The following is a 16,823-nucleotide window of genomic DNA, read 5'->3' as shown; positions in this document are numbered from 1 at the left end:
ACGTCGTGTATCCGCCCAATCCCCTTCACACCCAGTGAGCCGGAATCCACACGCGCCCGACCCAGTGGCCCGGCACCCACACCGCGGGCCGCGGCTTCGGTGCGACATATACGACCGGGGCCGGAGCGACATACACCACCGCTTTCGGCGCAGGCGGCGCAACATAGACGGTCTTCGGCGGAGGCGGCGCAACATAAACCGTCTTCGGCGGAGGCGGCGGCACGTACACGACAGGCGCGGGCGTGACCACGACAGCCGGAGGCGGAGGCGGCGGCACTACCACGACAGCCGGCGCGGGCGGCGGCACATAGACAGCCGGCGCCACCACCACAGGTGCGGTGCCGACCGCGACCGTCGCCCCCACCGTCGTGACCGAGCCGCTCGTCGTGACCGTTGTGCCGTGCGTGCCGGTGACGGTGCCCGTGGTGACGACGGTGCCGGTCGACACGCGCGTCGCGCTGCCCGAATGCGTCACGGTGCCGCCGTCGTTGCCGGTAACCGTGCCTGACCGGTAGCACGAATTGCCCGCGCAATTCGTCGACGCAGAATGGGTGGCCGTGTTGCCGTTCGATCCCGTGACCGTGCCCGACGATGAGTACTGGCCCGGCGCCGTGCGCGTCACGCTGCCCGACGTCGTGGCCGTGTTGCCGTTGGAGCCGGTCATGCTGCCGGTATGCGAGCAGGTGCCGCTCGCGCAGTTGGTGTTGCCGGCGTGCTGGACCGAGTTGCCATAAGGGCCGACGGCCGTGCCGGAGTTCGAGAACTGCCCCGGCGCGGTGCGCGTGACCGTGCCGCTATTGGTGCCGACGCCACCCCACGGGCCGACCACGCCGCCCGCATGCGAGCAGCTGCTGCCGCCGCACGACGTGTAGTGGCCGCCGCTGTACGTGCCACGCGATGTGTACGCGGTGCCGCCGTGCGCCCAGCCGGCCCAGGCCGACGCGCTGCCGAGCGTGAGCACGGCCGCCGCGGCCGTCAGGACCAGGCGGCGCACGGCATGGCGCGAGCGCGTGGCCGGTGCGGTGAAGGCCGGCGTCACGCGGCCGACGGGAGCGACGTTCGAAAAGGTGTTCACGGAAAGTCCTTCGTGGTTCGGTCAGTTCGGGCCACGGGCGATTGCCGGTACTGCATTGCGTGGCGACGGAACGAACTATAGAAGGACGGTCCCGCGAAGTCTGTTGGAAAACTATGTCGCGCGGTTTCATGGACCGCCAAGGCTTGCGGGGCGCGGCTTGCACGCGATGGAGAAGAGTCCCGAACGCAGAATCTGCTTTGCGGATTTGGGGGCGGCCAGGCGTGCGGCGCGACGCTATGTTCGGTGGAACATCATCCGTTGTTGTGCTCAAACCCGGGTTTCGCGCGCGCTTTGCGTGCTTATTGTTCCCGCTACCTATCGATCGCCATGGACTATTTCGCTGCGGTGCGTGCCTTTCTTCATGCGGCGGAACCTGGCAGCTTCAGCAAGGCCGCCGCGCAGATGGAGGTCAAGACGTCGACGGTGTCGCGGCATATCAACGAGCTCGAAGCCGATCTCGGTATCGCGCTGTTCAACCGGTCAACCCGCGGGCTTGTGCTGACCGAGGGCGGGCAGGTCTTTCGCACGCATGCGTTGGCCGCGATGCAAAGCCTCGATGACGCACGGCAGTCGACTTCGTCGCTCAACGCGTCACCGAAAGGCGTGCTGCGTGTGACGATGCCCGCTTCCTTCGGACGTCGGCATGTGATTCCGCACTTGCCTGAATTCACCAGGCGTTATCCGCGTATCGATGTCGATGCGGTGGTCACGGATGAGCCATTGAATATCATCGAAGCGCGCATCGATCTGGCGATCCGCGTCGGTGTGCTGCCCGATTCGCAACGGGTCGCGCATGCCGCGTTGCGCTTTTCGCTCGCGCCTGACGACAAATGGATACTCGTGAAACGCACGGGCGGCGTTAGCCCAACCCGCGCGGCAGCGGCCCGTTCGGGGCCGTGTATCCGCCGACGAAGACGGTGGCGTCGAAAGTGCGCGCGTTCCTCGATTTCTACGCGGCGCTGTTCGCGGACGATGCGTATTGGGCGGGGGTGATCCGGCAAGGCTGGCCTAAGTTGCGGGCGCCGTGCCCGTGCTGCCGCTACTTGCCGATGGTCTGGATCACCTCGAAGCCTTCGAATTCGGGGTGGCCCAGATAGAGCGGTCGATTGTTCCCAGCCTCGCGGTGCGCTGCACGAAACGCATCGGACCGCGTCCAGTCTTCGAATGCCTGCTGACTTGCCCAGATCGTGTGACTCGAATACAGCACGTGATCCTCTTTTTGCGGACCCTTGAGCAAGTGAAATTCGACAAAGCCGGGCACCTGTGCCAGGTGCGAGTCGCGGCTCTTCCAGATCTGTTCGAACGCGGCCTCGGAACCGAGGGTGACCTTGAAGCGATTCATCGCGATATACATGGGATCGATCCTGTGCGGCGCGGAAATGACACAAAAGCGGACGCAAAAGCGGCCGTAAAAACTGACGCAAAAGCGGCGTAAAAGCCGACGCAAAAGGCAGGCGCATAGCGGGTGACCCGCTATGCCGGCGCGAGCCTGCTGGCGGCAGCAGGTTGAACCTTCGACACGCCCGATGCCGATTATAGAGCGCCTATTGTGTGTCTTCAGCGATCGGCATAGGCTGTCCACTGTCGCTCGCGCGGCGCCCGTTGCAGCGCCGTCGCATGTTTGCTGACGGTGCGGGAGCGTTCCTTGCTGCGTGACGATTTCATCGTGAAGGGATTCAGCACACGAGGAAAAGCAAAATGACGATCGAATTTACCGGCCGGCGCCATGTCGTGGCGGCGTCGCGCGTTGCATTCGAAGCGAAGGTGAGCGGCAAGGAAGTCTGGTGCAGCGTTTCGATGGATGCGTTGAACGATCATTTCGGCAACCGGGGTACGTCTTCCCATGAGTTGATTCAGTCATTCGAAGCGAATCGCCCGCGCATCGAGGCCGCCGCGCAGCGCGTGCTGGAGCGCAACGGCGGCCAGTCGGTCGAACTGGAAACGCGCGACCTCGATTAGCCGGAGCCATGCGCCCGGCAACGCGCTGCGGAGCATGTTGAAGAACAAACCCGCTCCGGGCGTGTCCGATTGTCGGCTCGTGTATCGGTCTGTGTATCGGCCTGTATGAGCGCGGCCGCCCGTAGCGTACGGCCCGCCAGCGGGGTGGCGCCTTGGCGCCACCCATTTCCGACCGTCCGGCTGCAGACCGGACACAACGGTCTCCAACACGGGCTCGCGCGCACTTCAACGCAGACTTGCCCGCTTCGACAGTAGAATCGTCCTGACGAGGAGATCTGACGGGGAGCGGAACCTCGCCAATGTCGGCTGCCGTGGCAGGACGGGCAGCGGATGATGCGCAGGAAATTTCATCGTAACCGGCAGCAGATGACCGCTGCTGCACTTGGCGTGCCGTTTCGGCCGCGAGGAGATTGCATGAAAGTACTTGCGGTTCACCCCAGTGGCTTGATGTACACCCGTGTGTTTCTGCGCCTGGAGCCTCTGGGTCTCGAAACCGTGGCAGCGGTGATGCGTGAAGCGGGCCATGACGTGCGCCTGCTCGACCTGCAAGTCGAGACGCATCGCGACTTCGACCGCTGGATACGCGACTGGCGGCCCGATGCAGTTTGTTTCTCCGGCAACTATCTCGCCAACATTCCTGAAATAATCGACCTCTCGAAGGCGATCCGGCAGAAGCTGCCGAACTGCTTCGTGTTCGTCGGCGGCCATAGCGTGTCGTTCACCGCGCCGGACCTGCTGCGCCATGCGGACGGGGCGATCGATTGCGTGCTCAAAGGCGAAGGCGAGGCATCAGTCGCGCAGTTGCTTGAGACCGTGCAACAGCGCGGCGAACTGTTGCGCGTGCCGGGCGTTGTTACGCGCAATGGTGCCGGGCCGGCACCGGGCTTTATCGAATCACTCGATCACATTCGCCCTGCGCGCGACCTGCTAAGGCATCGGCGCAAATACTTCATCGGCGTGCTGGACCCTTGCGCGTCGATCGAATTTGCGCGGGGTTGCCCATGGGATTGCACATTCTGCAGCGCGTGGACATTCTACGGACGCACCTATCGATCGCGCAGCCCCGAGGTGATTGCGGACGAGCTCGAGTCGATTCGCGAGCCGGGCATCTTTATCGTCGACGACGTCGCATTCGTGCATGCGGACCATGGGATGGAAATCGGCCGTGCGATCCAGCGACGCAATATCCGCAAGCGGTATTACCTCGAGACGCGCGGCGACGTTCTGCTGCGCAATAAGGAAGTGTTCAAGTTCTGGCGCGAGCTCGGTCTGGAGTACATGTTCATCGGTATGGAAGCGATCGACGCCGCAGGGCTCGAAGCATTCCGCAAGCGCATCGATCTCGACAAGAACTTCGAGGCGCTCGGGTTCGCTCGCTCGCTTGGCATCGTGGTCGCGATCAATCTGATTGCGGATCCGGACTGGGATCACGATCGCTTTGAAGCGGTGCGGCAATGGTGCCTCGAGATTCCGGAGATCGTGAACATCAGCGTGAATACGCCGTACCCAGGCACGGAGATCTGGCTGCGCGAGCGGCGCCGGCTGACGAGCCTCGACTATCGTCTGTACGACATTCAGCACGCGGTGCTGCCGACGCGCTTACCTTTGCCCGAGTTCTACCGGGAGTTGGTGAACACCCAACAGGTGCTCAATCGCAAACACCTCGGCTGGGCCGCCTTGCGTGGCGCCGCTGGCGAAGCGTGTCGCCTGCTGTTGCATGGTCAGACGAACTTTGTGCGGATGCTGTGGCGTTTCAACTCGGTATTCAATCCGCAACTGCAGCTTGCCGATCATGCACGCGAAGTGCGCTATGAAATGACGCCGCCGCCCGAGACGGCAAGCGCCGAGGCGAACGCCAGTGCGAAGACGCTTTATATACACGGTCCGGTCGGCCGCAAGGGCCGCAAGATCGACGACGCGACCGAGCGATTCGTCGACCAGACGCGTATGGGAACCGGCTGACGTGCGATAGCACGACATCGTTGCGCGATACCGAAGGGCCGGCATGCCGATGCATGCCGGCCCTTCGTGCCACTGCGCGCCGCATCGAATCGAGCACGGCGCACGGGTCGCACAGACGCTAGTGTTTGTCGCCCGCTGTGATCATCGTGTTCGCGATGTCACGCTGTGCGGCATCCGCAGTGTCTGTTTCATTCATTGCGTAGCCGGATTTCTGTTCCGTGGACAACGTCTGTGCGCTGATGCCGCGTTGCGAAACCGGTGCGCCGTCGCCTGGCTGGTAGTAGGGCGAAGGGCCGTAGCCGCTTGCGAAGACAGGTGCGCTCAGTGCACTTAGTGCACATACCGCGCATGCGGCGGCAAGCGAGCGGGCGATCGGGATGAGGTGGCTACGAGTCATGATAGTGCTCCTGAATAGTCGAACAATCGAATGTCGGAGTGCTGCGCCGCTGGTACCGATCAACCCTCCGGAACGTGCAAAAAACGTACGTGTTGATCGTTCAACTTCAATACACGGATGACCGTTTCCGCGTGCATCGTCATTTGCATCGGATGCATGCTGTTGCAGCTGTACGTGGGAGTAGTATCTTGACGAAGTCCTCATCGATGAATGATCTGGCGTCCAGATTTTTTGTGCGGAACGCCGGAACAGGAAATCACCGCGGTTTGCAGGGTTCAGTGAACATGGATGCCGTATCCGATGTGCTGCGTTTCGTGCGCTTGTCCGGCGCGCTTTATCTGAATGGAGAGTTCACTGCACCCTGGTGCGTGAGCGGCGAACCGGATGCAACGCTGTGTGCAGGTTTTCTGCCGCGCGCGGAACGTGTGGTGTCCTATCATCTGATCACGGAAGGGCATTGCTGGGCGCAACTGCCGGGCGATCCCGCTTCGGCCATTCGTGTTGAAGCGGGCGAATTGCTCGTGGTGCCGCAAGGCGAAGCGCACCTGATGGGTAGCGCTCTCGACCTCACGCCCGTACCTGCCGCGCCGCTGCTGACAAGCCGGATGCAGGCGGCACCGGGGGAAGTGCTGCGTGTGTCGTATGGCGGGGGTGGCGAGTGCACGCGGCTCTTATGCGGCTTTCTTGCTTGTGACGAAACGCTGAACAATCCGGTGCTGTCCGCGTTGCCGCGCATCTTCAAGATCGATATGCGCAACGATCCGCGCTCTGCGTGGCTCGAGGCGTCGCTCGAATTCGCCGCGGCCGAGGCCGCGCAGTGGCGCGCCGGCAGTGCAACCGTGCTCGCACGGCTCTCCGAACTGCTGTTCGTCGAGGCCGTGCGCCGCTGCATCGATGCGCTGCCGCAGGAGCGCAAGGGTTGGCTTGCGGGTGTGCGCGATCGCTTCGTCGGCCGCGCGCTCGCGAGTCTGCATGCGCAGCCTGCATACGGCTGGACCGTCGACGAGCTCGCGCGCAAGGTCGGCCTGTCGCGTTCGGCGCTCGCGCAACGCTTTACGGACTTGCTCGGACAACCGCCGATGCAATATCTGGCGAGCTGGCGTCTCAGGATAGCCGCGCAGGAACTCGCGTCCGGCAGCAAGACGCTCGCTGCGGTCGCGGAGCAAGTCGGCTATGAATCGGAAGCGGCGTTCAATCGTGCATTCAAGCGCGAGTTCGGTATGCCGCCCGCGGGCTGGCGCAAGAGTCGCGCACATGGAGATGGCGTCGATCGCGCGGGTTAGCGTGTGCTTCGTCACACACCTACCTGTTTCGGGACAGTCTTTGCGCTTTGCGTCAGCGTGCGCAAAAAAAGCGCCGCTCGCACTGAGTGAGCGAGCGGCACAAAGGGGACCACGGTACGGTCCCTGGGAGAATGTCCGGTTCAAAAGCGATGTCGGTGCGCAGCGTGTAGTTCGCCTACAGTTGTTCGCGCAGCCGTCGGCCTGATCGCTGAACGGATCAGTGCGCCGAACAAAAAGCCTTCTTGGTCGATGCTGCGAAACTTGACAATGTTGTTCAAGCGCCCCTCATTCGAAAGGTCGTTCCGGTACGATGCCCGTGTCGACCAGTCCATATGATGTGACGCAGCTTCGCGCATCAGCGATTGTCTATAGCGTGCGATAGCCAGGCGGACAGTGGCGTCGAAGGCATTTTTCATATTGCGTTCCCGTAGCTGTGTTGATGTGTCCGATCAAAGGGATAGCGATATGCGTTGCGGTGTAACAAGCGGTAAACGATCAATGCCGGTGTGCACCCGTGGCGCAAGCAACGCTTACACGTGATGTTTGTCTGTAGCTGCTCGCTTGTTTATGCCGTATCTCCATGTCGTTCGCGTCGCGTGTATGTGCGTTAACCGAGGAAGCCGGTCGTTTATTCCAGACGCACGTTTTTTGCTATTTAGTGCTGCTCGCCGCGTGCTTTATGCGGCGTGTGGGGTTGCGAGATGCATCACGCTGTTGTGCGCCACCATCGATGCGAGCGATCGATGGCGATTCGAAATCGGTCGCATTCTTGCGCGGAAGGATCAGGCCGAGCGGTGTGTAGATGCAGCCAGTACGCTTAACGATGCCGTGTCTATAACCGATACATCATGGGCTTCATACTTACATATGATTTACGCTAAAAACCCTTGCAGATAGATTGAATTCCATGTGTCAAAGGGCGTGAGATCAGGCCCTTCGTCAATCCTCGTGAAGGATGTGCAGCTTGCCCAATGCTCCCATTGTTTCGATCGTAGACGACGACGAGTCGGTCAGGCTCGCGACCGCCAGCCTGATCCGCTCGTTGGGCTGGTGTGTGCAGGCCTACGCATCGGCTGAGGCGTTCCTGCGCTCACCTGGATTCGTGCATACGGCATGTGTCGTCTGCGATATCCAGATGCCCGGCATGAACGGTCTCGAGTTGCAGGCGCACCTCGTCGGAAGCGGCAATCCGCTGCCGATCGTTTTCGTGACCGCGTTTCCGTCCGACGCGGCGAAACGTCGCGCGAGCGAAAACGGCGCGCGCTTCTTCCTTCACAAGCCGGTCGATGCCGCGGAGTTCATGCGGTGCCTGCAATCGATCCTCGGCTCCGAGCAAACTCAATAAACGTTGCTGCCGATGGATATCCCGCACGCTGCACGCGTGCTGACGCATTTCTTTCGCGCACGCGACGAAACAGTCCGGTTACGAATGAGATAACCGCTTCCGACGCCATCGCATTGGCGGACATCGCGCGTTTCCACACGCCGACCGACGAAAACGCGACAAGCTGAACGCAATCGTTCGCCTTGCGATTTCGCAAGCGAAAGAACCGATCGCGAACGTCAACACACATGTCCGTGCAGATTTGAAATGACGCAGCGAATGTTAACTGCCGGGCCTGCTTTTTCGGACTAAGTTTCGAAGTGACGGGTGCGGCTTGCCGGACTTGTCACGTTCTGCTTTGGCAAGGAGGTGGAAATGAGAAGGCTTGTCTTGATTACGACGTCAGTGGCTGCGCTCTTGCTGACCGGTGTATTCACGAGCGCGTCCGCCCAGTCAACCAGCGCGCAGCCATCGGACGCGCAACCGATGAGCGCGGGAGTCAGCGCATCCAGCAGCGGTGGCTCCGGAGAGGGACCCGGCATGGCGGGCATGACCGCGAGTGGCACACATCGGACCGGATGGCCGTGGTACAGCTACGGCAATAACAGCATGAATTGCGTGGGCCCGATCAGCTTTTGCAACGTCTACTTCGGCGGAGGTTGAACTGAGCAGGCGCGCAACGCCGCGGAAATCGCCCGGAAAATCACGGTACGCGACAGATAACCAACGGCGACGAGCACAGGGCCCGCGGGCGCCGGCGTGAAGCACCCATGCCGGACGCCGCCGGGCAGCGCCGCGCCCGCGCGGTGTTGCGGCGCGCAAATCCGTCTGCTTGCTCTGCAGCGCTCGCATGGCGCACTATGAGAGCCTTCGGCCGAATTCCCGGCTGGGCCTGAGCGTGTGTGTCAATTGCGTGTGCGGCGACGCGCGCGGCGTGTGGGGAGGAAACCATGTCCGAACTCGATCAGCAGAGCGTGGTGGGCGTGCTCAATCACATTCTCGAATCGGAGCTGGCTGGCGTCGTGCGCTATACGCACTACTCGTTTCTCGTGTTCGGCTTCGGCCGGATTCCGATTGTCGAGTGGCTCAGACAACAGGCGGACGAATCGCTGCTGCATGCGCAGCAGGCGGGTGAGTGGATCACGACGCTCGGCGCGTATCCGTCGCTGGAAATCGGGCCTTTGCTCGATTCGCACACCTTCGATATCGGCTCAATTCTGCGCGAGTCACTTGAAGCGGAGAACATCGCGCTCGAACTTTATCGCGAGCTGCTCGCGCTTGTGCAGGACCGCTCGGTGGCGCTCGAGGAATACGCGCGCCAGATGATTTACGCGGAAGAGCTGCACGCCGGCGAAGTCGACAAATTGCTGCGCAGGCCAGGTGCGCTTGCCGCATCACCGGGTGCGGCGCCGCTTGCGTGAGCGCGCCGCGTGATGGGGTGGCGCGTGACTGTGCCGAGTTACTGTGCCGTCTGCTGGCGCTGATACTCGTGGTGTTTCATCTGGATGTAGTCGTCCTTCTCCACCTCGTGCAACTGTCGCGGGTACTGTTCAGTCGCGTCGAACCAACGATTCAGGCGATCGTCGAGCTGCTGGCCGGCCGGGGCGGACAGCGACGCAAGATACGCATCGATCGCGAGGTAGTAGCGCATGGTATTGCGCTCGACGAGGCCGCGCACGCCGCCGATATAGTCGCCGCTGTCGGCTGATTTCGAAAAGCCCACCTTGTCGCTGCCGATGGTCGCCAGATAGGTTTTCATCGCAAGCCGTCCCGCGGCGCCATAACCATATGAATAGGTCAGGTGGATGAACGTGCGCGTGCTGTCGAGCGCGACCGCTTCGAGCACGATGTGATAGTCCTTCGTGCTCATTGGCCCAGTGTCCGCGCTCAGGTCCACCCTGAAGTAGTCGGAACGGGCGACGTCCGGGTGGTAGTTGAACGCGACGCGAAACGTCGACGACAGCTTCTCCTCGACTTTCTTCCCGAGATTGACGTTGAGTGTGCTGCCGTTGCTGTCCGTTGTCGCGTGGCAATACTTGATGTTCAGATGCAGGATCAGCACGTCGCACCAGTTGGCCGGACCGCTCGCCGGATCGTTTAAAGCGCCGCTGACGGTAGCGAACGGATAATTGATGACCGCATAGATGCTGCCCTTCAGCAGGTTCGAAGCTTCCGTCGAATCGAGATAAAGCGGACGATGAAACGGATTATTGGCCAGTTGCGGCGCGAGGCTCTGATATTTGTCGCGCAGCGCGGCGGCCGGATTGTCCGCTGCGAATGATGGCGTGAGCGGCGCGATGCAGGCGAGCACGAGCGCAACTAGCGCAGCGAGCATTCGCATTGCCGCGACCGTGACGGTGACCGTGCGGGTGAACGGTACGCGCCCATTCGTCCGTTGCGCAAATAAGTTCATTTGCTCGTGCCTCCTCCGGATCGTTTGTGATGTCACAGGCAGCAAGCGCCGTGCTACGCGCAATTGATGCACCAGAATCAAGCATACGCCACCCGCAAACGTCACACGGATAACACCGGTAACGCCCACAATCACGATCTGACCGGTTCGGCGCGCGGTGCCCGCGCGTTATTCAGGACTGGGAATATTCGCGGTTGTCAGGTGTTTTGTTGATACCGCGAGGCGTTTCAGGCTGCTCGTTCGACAGAACGGCATTCGCCGATGCGGGCGGGCCGGCTAACGAACGCGCCCGACTGGCCAGAAAGGAGGCAAGATGCAACACTTGGCGCAGCACATCCGAGCGAATGTGCGACTTCCGAAAATTACCTATCACTTCGCCGTCGAACCTGGCGAGGTGTTTTACTGGGACTGCACGCCGGGGGCCGAAGTGCGCACGCTCAGCGAGCGTGTATGGCTGACCCGCGCCAACTGCGATTACGACTACTGGCTCGAACCCGGTGGCGTGCTTCGCTTGCCGAAGCGCGAACGCATCAGCATTAGCACCGACGCCGATCGTGCCGTAGAAATTTCAGTGACGAGCGACTACTTCGGGGCGCAAGCCGCACGCGGTTGGCTCGATCGTCTGAGGTCGGTTTTTCGCAGCCGGCAAGGGTCGTTGCTGCGTCATATGTGACATGGTCTTTGCGCCGCACGGGCCGAAAAGCAGGGGAATGTGCTTTTCGGCCATCGACGTACTTCACAGGTGCTTGTAGTAGAAGGTCGTGGAACAGAATTCGCCATCCGGCATGAGCGCGTACTTCGGTACGTCGCCGGCCCTCTGCCAGCCGGCCTGTTCGTATAGCCGCGCCGCCGCCGAGCCGGTGACCGTATCGAGCACCAGCACGGTCTTGCCTTCGTCGCGCGCGAGTATGTCGACCGCGTCCATCAGGCGTCGCGCGATGCCGCGCCGGCGAAGCTCGCGGCGCACCAGCATTTTCGCGACATCCGCGCGATGTGGCTGATTGTCGGGCTGCGCGAGGATCATCTGCACGGTGCCGACGATGCGGCCCGTAGAGTCCTCGGCCACGAGCAGTGCACGTTCGCCGCGCATCACACTTTGCGCGACATCGCGCCAGAACGCCTGCGCGCGCTCGCGCGGCAGCGGCAGCATGAAGCTGACCGACGCGCCACCTTCCACACAGTCGATCAGGACATCGGCGAGCGCCTCGACGCAGTGCGTCGCCTCGTGCGCAGCGATCCGACGTACGTTTATCTTTTGGTCCATATTATTGGTTGTGCGTTGTGGTTTGTTTGTATTGCGCCGATGTCAGTTTATCCCCTTTGCACGCGTGACGGCCAAACAGAGAACCGTGCAATTCAGATAATCCTTGTGCAAAATGGCAGAAAACCGACACGCTGCCAGTCCATCATGCTGGATCGCCAGTCGTCGCTTGTCACGCTGACGTAGTGGCGCATTGATAGCGTCTATAGCTTCGATATGCAAATGACGTTGCGCGTACAACGGTTGGCTCCGCGCCGACGCCTGAAGCGGCCTCATGGCAGAACTTGCAGTGTGATTGGCACGGTTTGACGGAACGAACTCATTGAGTGAAAACGGCCAGCGATCCAAACTTGTTGCGTAGTCCAGACAGGGTATGCCGCTTACTGACGCAATGCGCGAGCGGCAAACCGGAGACCTTCTACTTCTTTGGAGCAACGCAATGAGCAAGACCATCGCCGGTATCAAGATCCCCGACAGCAAAATGGCACGTGAGGCGACTGAACTGATCCGGGATACCGAATCGGATCTTCTTTTCCACCACTCGACTCGTGTGTTTCTGTTCGGTGCGTTGACCGGCGAGCGCAAGAAGCTGAAGTACGACGCGGAGCTGTTGTATATCGGCGGCATGTTTCACGATATCGGACTCACGCAGAAATACCGGAATTCGCAGGACCGCTTCGAAGTGGACGGCGCGAATGCCGCAGCCAGCTTCCTGCGTTCGCACGGCATCGCTGAAACGGATGTCGACGTTGTCTGGGACGCGATTGCGCTGCACACGACACCGGGCATTCCGCCGTTCAAGAAGCCGGTCGTGCAACTGGTGACGGCCGGCGTCGAAATGGATGTGCTCGGCCTGGCCTACAACGAATTCAGCGAAGAGCAGCGCCGCCAGGTGGTGGCCGCGCACCCGCGCGCGGTGAACTTCAAGGAACAGATCATCGACGCGTTCAACGATGGCATGAAGCATCGTCCGGAGTCGACGTTCGGCACCGTCAACGACGACGTGCTCGCGCTGAAGGACCCGAAATTCAGACGCATGAACTTTTGCAGCATCATCCTCGGCAATGCGTGGGTTGATGACGCACATGGCTGCGTGCATTGCGATGATCCGTCGCATCAGCACGGCTGACCCAGGCGCCGGCGTCGATCACGCCGGGGCACTAGCTGGATGTTTTTGAAGTCAATATTGATCGCCACTCCAAAGGAAACCCCATGAGCAAACTCACCACGGCATTCGGCGCCCCCGTCGTCGACAATCAGAACACCCAGACCGCAGGCCCGCGCGGCCCGGCGCTGTTACAGGATGTCTGGCTGATCGAGAAGCTCGCGCACTTTGCGCGCGAAGTGATTCCCGAGCGGCGCATGCATGCGAAGGGGGCGGGTGCTCATGGCACGTTCACGGTGACGCACGACATCACGAAGTACACGCGCGCGAAGATCTTCTCGCAGATCGGCAAGAAAACGCCGATGTTCGCGCGCTTCTCGACGGTGGCGGGCGAACGCGGCGCGGCGGATGCCGAGCGTGACATCCGCGGCTTCTCGCTGAAGTTCTATACGGAAGAGGGCAACTGGGATATGGTCGGCAACAACACGCCGGTGTTCTTTTTCCGCGACCCGCTGAAATTCCCCGACCTGAACCACGCGATCAAGCGCGACCCGCGCACCGGCATGCGCAGCGCGCAAAACCAATGGGACTTCTGGACGCAACTGCCCGAAGCATTCCATCAGGTGACGATCGTGATGAGCGACCGCGGCATTCCGAAGAGCTTCCGGCATATGCACGGCTTCGGCAGCCACACGTACAGCTTTATCAATGCGCAAAACGAGCGCTTCTGGGTGAAGTTTCATTTCCGCACGCAGCAGGGCATTCAGAACCTGAGTGACCAGGAAGCGGCCGCGGTATGCGCAACCGACCGCGAGAGCAACCAGCGCGACCTGTACGAATCGATCGAGCGTGGCGAATTCCCGCGCTGGACGCTGTACGTGCAGATCATGCCGGAGAAGCAAGCGGGCTCATATCATGTCAACCCGTTCGACCTGACCAAGGTCTGGCCGAAGAAGGACTATCCGCTGATCGAAGTCGGCGTCGTGGAACTGAACCGCAACCCGGAGAATTTCTTCGCCGAAACGGAGCAGGCCGGCTTTGCACCGTCGAATGTCGTGCCGGGCATCGGGTTCTCGCCGGACAAGATGCTGCAAGGGCGTCTGTTCTCGTATGCCGATGCGCAGCGTTACCGGCTGGGCGCGAACTACTACCAGATTCCGGTCAACGCGCCGAAGTGCCCGGTGCACAGCTATCACCGCGACGGCATGATGCGGGTCGACGGCAACCGTGGCGGCACCGCATCGTATGAGCCGAACACGGTCGGCGAATGGCAGGAGCAGCCGGATTTCCGCGAGCCGCCGCTGTCGATCGAAGGGGCCGCCGATCACTGGAACCATCGCGTCGACGACGACTACTTCTCGCAGCCCGGTGCGCTGTTCCGTAAGATGTCGCCGGCGCAGCAGCAGGTGCTGTTCGATAATACGGCGCGCGCGCTGCAGGGCACGACCGCGGCGGTGCAGAGTCTGCACGTTGAGCACTGCACGAAGGCGGACCCGGCCTACGGTGCGGGCGTCAGCAAGGCGCTTGCCGCGATTGAGGCGAGCAAGAAGGCACGCTAAACGGCGCTTGCGTCCGCTTGCGTGACGGTCAGGCCCGCTAACGCGAAGTCGCGTTAGCGGGCCTCTTTCATTGCGCGGCAGGAGTGCGGAGGACGCAAACCGCGATCAGCTAGACGAGTGCGTTTCTTTTCGCGCGGTGGGGAGCACCCGCTTGCGCGCGTTCGACCAGAAGCCGATATGACGGAAGCGCTCGCGCTTCTGTTCTTCTTCGAAGTGACCGAGCGACGGTTTGATCAGGTCGCTGCGCGACACGATGCCAATCAGACGCAGCGACTTGCGATCTGAAACCACCGGCAAGCGCTCGAGCCCATGCACAGCGAGCCGCGTCGCGACGAGACGGCAGGTTTCGTGCGGCAGAGCGACGGCCGGCGCGTCCTGCAGCAGGTCGCCGATGCGCGTGTCGAGCGGATCGGGCAGCGTGCCGGTGGCGGCGCCGCTTGCAGCGGCGGTAGCGTGGGTCGCGGTTGCCGCCGCGACCGTGTTTCTTGCCGCCAGCTCACGGAGTCGTTCCAGTGCCGCGCGGTCTATCACCCCGAGTACTCTTTCATTACTGATCACCGGGTACGCGCGCCGCTTCTGATGTGTGCCGAAGTAGGTGGCCAGCGCGTCGCGAACCGTGACGTTCGCGTCGATCGCTTCGACGGTGCGCGACATGACTTCATCCACGTAGTGACGCTCGAGCGGATCGACGCCGTACTCGCGGTAGATGTGATACCCGCGGCGCGCAATTTTCTCGGTCATGATTGAACGTTTCATCACGACGGTCGCGAAGCCGTGTGCGACAAGCGTGGCCGCGAGCAACGGCAGAAGTGCGTTCGCGTCATGCGTGAGGCCGAACGCGAACACGATTGCCGTGAGCGGTGCGCCGAGCGTCGCACCGAGCGTGGCCGCCATGCACACGAGCGGCCACAGCGCCGGCTCGCCGCCGGGCAGCAAATGACTGAGCACCACGCCGAGCCCGGCGCCGAGCATCAGCAACGGCGCCAGCACGCCACCCGACGTGCCCGAGCCGAGCGCAATGACCCACATCACCGCTTTCACGACCAGAAGCGCGACCGCGAACTGCAACGCGATATGCTGATGCAGCAGGTCGCCGATCACGTCATAGCCGACGCCGAGTGCGCGCGGTTCGACAAACCCGCCGATACCGACCACGAGGCCGCCGAGCGCGGGCCACCACATCCAGTGAAGCGGCAGCCGCGCGAACAGGTCTTCGACTTTATACAGCGCGGTGGACAGACCCGATGCGAGCGCACCGGACAACAGCCCGGCAACCGCACAGGACACGAGCGACATCGCGCTCGGCTCCGCTGTCTGCAGCGGAAAGAGCGGGGCGGTGCCGAAGAACACCGCGCGCGCGAAGCCGGCCACCGCACACGCGACCGCGACCGGCAAGAAACTGCGCGGGCGCCATTCGAACAGCAACAGTTCGACCGCAAGCAGCACGGCCGCGACCGGCGTACCGAACACCGCGGTCATGCCGGCCGCCGCGCCGGCGACCAGCAGCGTCTTGCGCTCGGCCGCGGTGACCTTGAAACATTGCGCGAGCAACGAACCGAGCGCACCGCCCGTCATGATGATCGGACCTTCCGCGCCGAACGGGCCGCCGCTGCCGATCACGATGCCCGACGACAGTGGCTTCAATACGGCGACTTTCGGCGACATCCGGCTTTTGCCGAACAGAATGGCCTCGATCGCCTCCGGGATACCGTGGCCGCGAATTTTCTCGGAGCCGTAGCGTGCCATCAGGCCGACGATCAGGCCGCCGGCGACCGGGATCAGCACGACCCACGGGCCGAGTGTGTTGAGCGCCGGTGAACGGTCCACAAACGAAAAGCTGCCGTAGAAGAACAGGTTCGTGAACAGGTGGATCAGATTCAACAGCACGAATGCGGCGAGCGTGCTGAGCATCCCGATGACCACGGCAAGCGCGGAAATGCCGGGCAGTCGGGCGTTGCTGGAGAAATCGCGCTTGTGATCGTCGAGACTCATGATGTTTACAAATCGATGTGCGGAATCGTGAAGGCGCCCTTGAGCGATCGCAGTTCGGCGCGATGCAGTTCGGCAAGACGTGCGAGGACGCGCTCACCGGCCTTGAGCAAATGAACTTCCACTTGCCGGCGATCGATCTCGCTGACGCGGCGCTCGACGAGCCCGAGCACTTCGCAGCGCGACACCAGTGCGACCACGCCGTGGTGCTGTGCCTGCAGCCGCTCCGCAAGCTCGCCGATGGTCGCCCATGCGCGGTCCGGATAGCCTTTGATATGCAGTAGCAGCAGGTATTGCAGCGGCGTGATGCCTTCGCCTTGCGCGGCCTGCTCGGAAAAACGCTCGAAACGCCGCATCTGATAGCGGAATTCCGATAGCTGCTCGAAGTCAGCCTTGCTCAACTCGCGTGCGAGGGTCTTCATACGGGGTTCGTCGGGGATCGGATAAGGGCAAATCAAAATATATCACAAAGTGATATATATTATCGGGGAGCAAA

At 62.0% G+C, this 16,823-nt stretch carries 18 protein-coding genes; 10 read left to right on the top strand and 8 right to left on the bottom strand.

The genetic code is table 11. The annotated features are described in order from the left end of the window. Window positions 1–25 precede the first annotated feature (25 nt). Complete coding sequence (locus HV796_RS03565; protein ID WP_246355662.1) at window positions 26–1,075, bottom strand: hypothetical protein; 1,050 nt, start codon at window positions 1,073–1,075, stop codon at window positions 26–28. Between the two features lie 327 nt (window positions 1,076–1,402). On the opposite strand from HV796_RS03565, the gene HV796_RS03560 reads away from it, so the two are divergent. Then, entirely contained in the window at window positions 1,403–2,068 is a 666-nt protein-coding gene (locus tag HV796_RS03560; protein ID WP_246355661.1) for a LysR family transcriptional regulator, read from the top strand. A 46-nt stretch (window positions 2,069–2,114) separates the two neighbouring features. Here HV796_RS03560 and hmuQ read toward each other — a convergent pair whose 3' ends face one another. Further along, complete coding sequence (hmuQ, locus tag HV796_RS03555) at window positions 2,115–2,429, bottom strand: heme-degrading protein HmuQ (RefSeq protein ID WP_175225085.1); 315 nt, start codon at window positions 2,427–2,429, stop codon at window positions 2,115–2,117. Between the two features lie 344 nt (window positions 2,430–2,773). Between hmuQ and HV796_RS03550 the strand changes: the two genes are divergently transcribed. Together HV796_RS03550 and hpnR are read left to right on the top strand one after the other, a co-directional pair. Beyond that, complete coding sequence (locus tag HV796_RS03550; protein WP_175225084.1) at window positions 2,774–3,034, top strand: DUF1488 family protein; 261 nt, start codon at window positions 2,774–2,776, stop codon at window positions 3,032–3,034. A 414-nt stretch (window positions 3,035–3,448) separates the two neighbouring features. Next, window positions 3,449–4,996, top strand: coding sequence for a hopanoid C-3 methylase HpnR (gene hpnR, locus HV796_RS03545; protein WP_175225083.1), 1,548 nt, complete (start codon window positions 3,449–3,451; stop codon window positions 4,994–4,996). A gap of 118 nt (window positions 4,997–5,114) precedes the next feature. Here hpnR and HV796_RS03540 read toward each other — a convergent pair whose 3' ends face one another. Continuing rightward, entirely contained in the window at window positions 5,115–5,393 is a 279-nt protein-coding gene (locus HV796_RS03540; protein ID WP_175225082.1) for a hypothetical protein, read from the bottom strand. A gap of 284 nt (window positions 5,394–5,677) precedes the next feature. On the opposite strand from HV796_RS03540, the gene HV796_RS03535 reads away from it, so the two are divergent. Continuing rightward, window positions 5,678–6,676, top strand: coding sequence for an AraC family transcriptional regulator (locus HV796_RS03535; protein WP_175225081.1), 999 nt, complete (start codon window positions 5,678–5,680; stop codon window positions 6,674–6,676). A gap of 140 nt (window positions 6,677–6,816) precedes the next feature. Here the strand turns inward: HV796_RS03535 and HV796_RS03530 are convergent, their stop codons facing one another. After that, the gene (locus HV796_RS03530) at window positions 6,817–7,092 is read right to left on the bottom strand and encodes a hypothetical protein (protein ID WP_175225080.1); all 276 of its coding nucleotides are present in this window, start codon (window positions 7,090–7,092) and stop codon (window positions 6,817–6,819) included. Window positions 7,093–7,640: 548 nt separating this feature from the next. Between HV796_RS03530 and HV796_RS03525 the strand changes: the two genes are divergently transcribed. From HV796_RS03525 to HV796_RS03515, 3 genes are all read left to right on the top strand, one after another. After that, on the top strand, window positions 7,641–8,021 hold the full coding sequence (locus tag HV796_RS03525) for a response regulator transcription factor (RefSeq protein WP_175225079.1): 381 nt from the start codon (window positions 7,641–7,643) through the stop codon (window positions 8,019–8,021). A 354-nt stretch (window positions 8,022–8,375) separates the two neighbouring features. Continuing rightward, entirely contained in the window at window positions 8,376–8,663 is a 288-nt protein-coding gene (locus HV796_RS03520; protein ID WP_175225078.1) for a hypothetical protein, read from the top strand. Window positions 8,664–8,950: 287 nt separating this feature from the next. Beyond that, window positions 8,951–9,421 carry a ferritin-like domain-containing protein gene (locus tag HV796_RS03515; RefSeq protein ID WP_175225077.1) on the top strand — a complete coding sequence of 157 codons (471 nt, stop codon included), beginning with the start codon at window positions 8,951–8,953 and terminating at the stop codon, window positions 9,419–9,421. A gap of 38 nt (window positions 9,422–9,459) precedes the next feature. On the opposite strand, the gene HV796_RS03510 is transcribed toward HV796_RS03515, so the two are convergent. Further along, the gene (locus HV796_RS03510; protein WP_377693094.1) at window positions 9,460–10,341 is read right to left on the bottom strand and encodes a hypothetical protein; all 882 of its coding nucleotides are present in this window, start codon (window positions 10,339–10,341) and stop codon (window positions 9,460–9,462) included. Between the two features lie 418 nt (window positions 10,342–10,759). On the opposite strand from HV796_RS03510, the gene HV796_RS03505 reads away from it, so the two are divergent. Continuing rightward, on the top strand, window positions 10,760–11,086 hold the full coding sequence (locus HV796_RS03505) for a DUF2917 domain-containing protein (protein ID WP_175225076.1): 327 nt from the start codon (window positions 10,760–10,762) through the stop codon (window positions 11,084–11,086). Window positions 11,087–11,149: 63 nt separating this feature from the next. Here the strand turns inward: HV796_RS03505 and HV796_RS03500 are convergent, their stop codons facing one another. Further along, complete coding sequence (locus HV796_RS03500) at window positions 11,150–11,677, bottom strand: GNAT family N-acetyltransferase (RefSeq protein WP_175225075.1); 528 nt, start codon at window positions 11,675–11,677, stop codon at window positions 11,150–11,152. A 436-nt stretch (window positions 11,678–12,113) separates the two neighbouring features. Here HV796_RS03500 and HV796_RS03495 point away from each other — a divergent pair, with 436 nt between their 5' ends. Beyond that, complete coding sequence (locus HV796_RS03495; RefSeq protein WP_175225074.1) at window positions 12,114–12,803, top strand: HD domain-containing protein; 690 nt, start codon at window positions 12,114–12,116, stop codon at window positions 12,801–12,803. 83 nt (window positions 12,804–12,886) lie between these two features. Next, complete coding sequence (locus HV796_RS03490; RefSeq protein WP_175225073.1) at window positions 12,887–14,338, top strand: catalase; 1,452 nt, start codon at window positions 12,887–12,889, stop codon at window positions 14,336–14,338. Between the two features lie 105 nt (window positions 14,339–14,443). On the opposite strand, the gene HV796_RS03485 is transcribed toward HV796_RS03490, so the two are convergent. Further along, the gene (locus HV796_RS03485) at window positions 14,444–16,330 is read right to left on the bottom strand and encodes a chloride channel protein (RefSeq protein ID WP_175225072.1); all 1,887 of its coding nucleotides are present in this window, start codon (window positions 16,328–16,330) and stop codon (window positions 14,444–14,446) included. 5 nt (window positions 16,331–16,335) lie between these two features. Beyond that, window positions 16,336–16,749, bottom strand: a complete 414-nt coding sequence (locus tag HV796_RS03480; protein ID WP_175225071.1) for a MarR family winged helix-turn-helix transcriptional regulator — start codon at window positions 16,747–16,749, stop codon at window positions 16,336–16,338. Window positions 16,750–16,823: the final 74 nt, after the last annotated feature.

It is taken from the genome of Paraburkholderia humisilvae (genome assembly GCF_902859855.1).
GTDB classification, from domain to species: domain Bacteria; phylum Pseudomonadota; class Gammaproteobacteria; order Burkholderiales; family Burkholderiaceae; genus Paraburkholderia; species Paraburkholderia humisilvae.
Note: the sequence above shows the minus strand (reverse complement) of the source record. Positions and strands in the feature narration are given on the sequence as shown.

Excerpts from the sequence above, each read along its gene's own strand:
- HV796_RS03560 (WP_246355661.1), top strand. The coding sequence starts at position 1,403 with ATGGACTATTTCGCTGCGGTGCGTGCCTTTCTTCATGCGGCGGAACCT.
- hmuQ (WP_175225085.1), bottom strand. The coding sequence starts at position 2,429 with ATGTATATCGCGATGAATCGCTTCAAGGTCACCCTCGGTTCCGAGGCC.
- HV796_RS03550 (WP_175225084.1), top strand. The coding sequence starts at position 2,774 with ATGACGATCGAATTTACCGGCCGGCGCCATGTCGTGGCGGCGTCGCGC.
- hpnR (WP_175225083.1), top strand. The coding sequence starts at position 3,449 with ATGAAAGTACTTGCGGTTCACCCCAGTGGCTTGATGTACACCCGTGTG.
- HV796_RS03540 (WP_175225082.1), bottom strand. The coding sequence starts at position 5,393 with ATGACTCGTAGCCACCTCATCCCGATCGCCCGCTCGCTTGCCGCCGCA.
- HV796_RS03535 (WP_175225081.1), top strand. The coding sequence starts at position 5,678 with ATGGATGCCGTATCCGATGTGCTGCGTTTCGTGCGCTTGTCCGGCGCG.
- HV796_RS03530 (WP_175225080.1), bottom strand. The coding sequence starts at position 7,092 with ATGAAAAATGCCTTCGACGCCACTGTCCGCCTGGCTATCGCACGCTAT.
- HV796_RS03520 (WP_175225078.1), top strand. The coding sequence starts at position 8,376 with ATGAGAAGGCTTGTCTTGATTACGACGTCAGTGGCTGCGCTCTTGCTG.
- HV796_RS03515 (WP_175225077.1), top strand. The coding sequence starts at position 8,951 with ATGTCCGAACTCGATCAGCAGAGCGTGGTGGGCGTGCTCAATCACATT.
- HV796_RS03510 (WP_377693094.1), bottom strand. The coding sequence starts at position 10,341 with ATGCGAATGCTCGCTGCGCTAGTTGCGCTCGTGCTCGCCTGCATCGCG.
- HV796_RS03500 (WP_175225075.1), bottom strand. The coding sequence starts at position 11,677 with ATGGACCAAAAGATAAACGTACGTCGGATCGCTGCGCACGAGGCGACG.
- HV796_RS03495 (WP_175225074.1), top strand. The coding sequence starts at position 12,114 with ATGAGCAAGACCATCGCCGGTATCAAGATCCCCGACAGCAAAATGGCA.
- HV796_RS03490 (WP_175225073.1), top strand. The coding sequence starts at position 12,887 with ATGAGCAAACTCACCACGGCATTCGGCGCCCCCGTCGTCGACAATCAG.
- HV796_RS03485 (WP_175225072.1), bottom strand. The coding sequence starts at position 16,330 with ATGAGTCTCGACGATCACAAGCGCGATTTCTCCAGCAACGCCCGACTG.
- HV796_RS03480 (WP_175225071.1), bottom strand. The coding sequence starts at position 16,749 with ATGAAGACCCTCGCACGCGAGTTGAGCAAGGCTGACTTCGAGCAGCTA.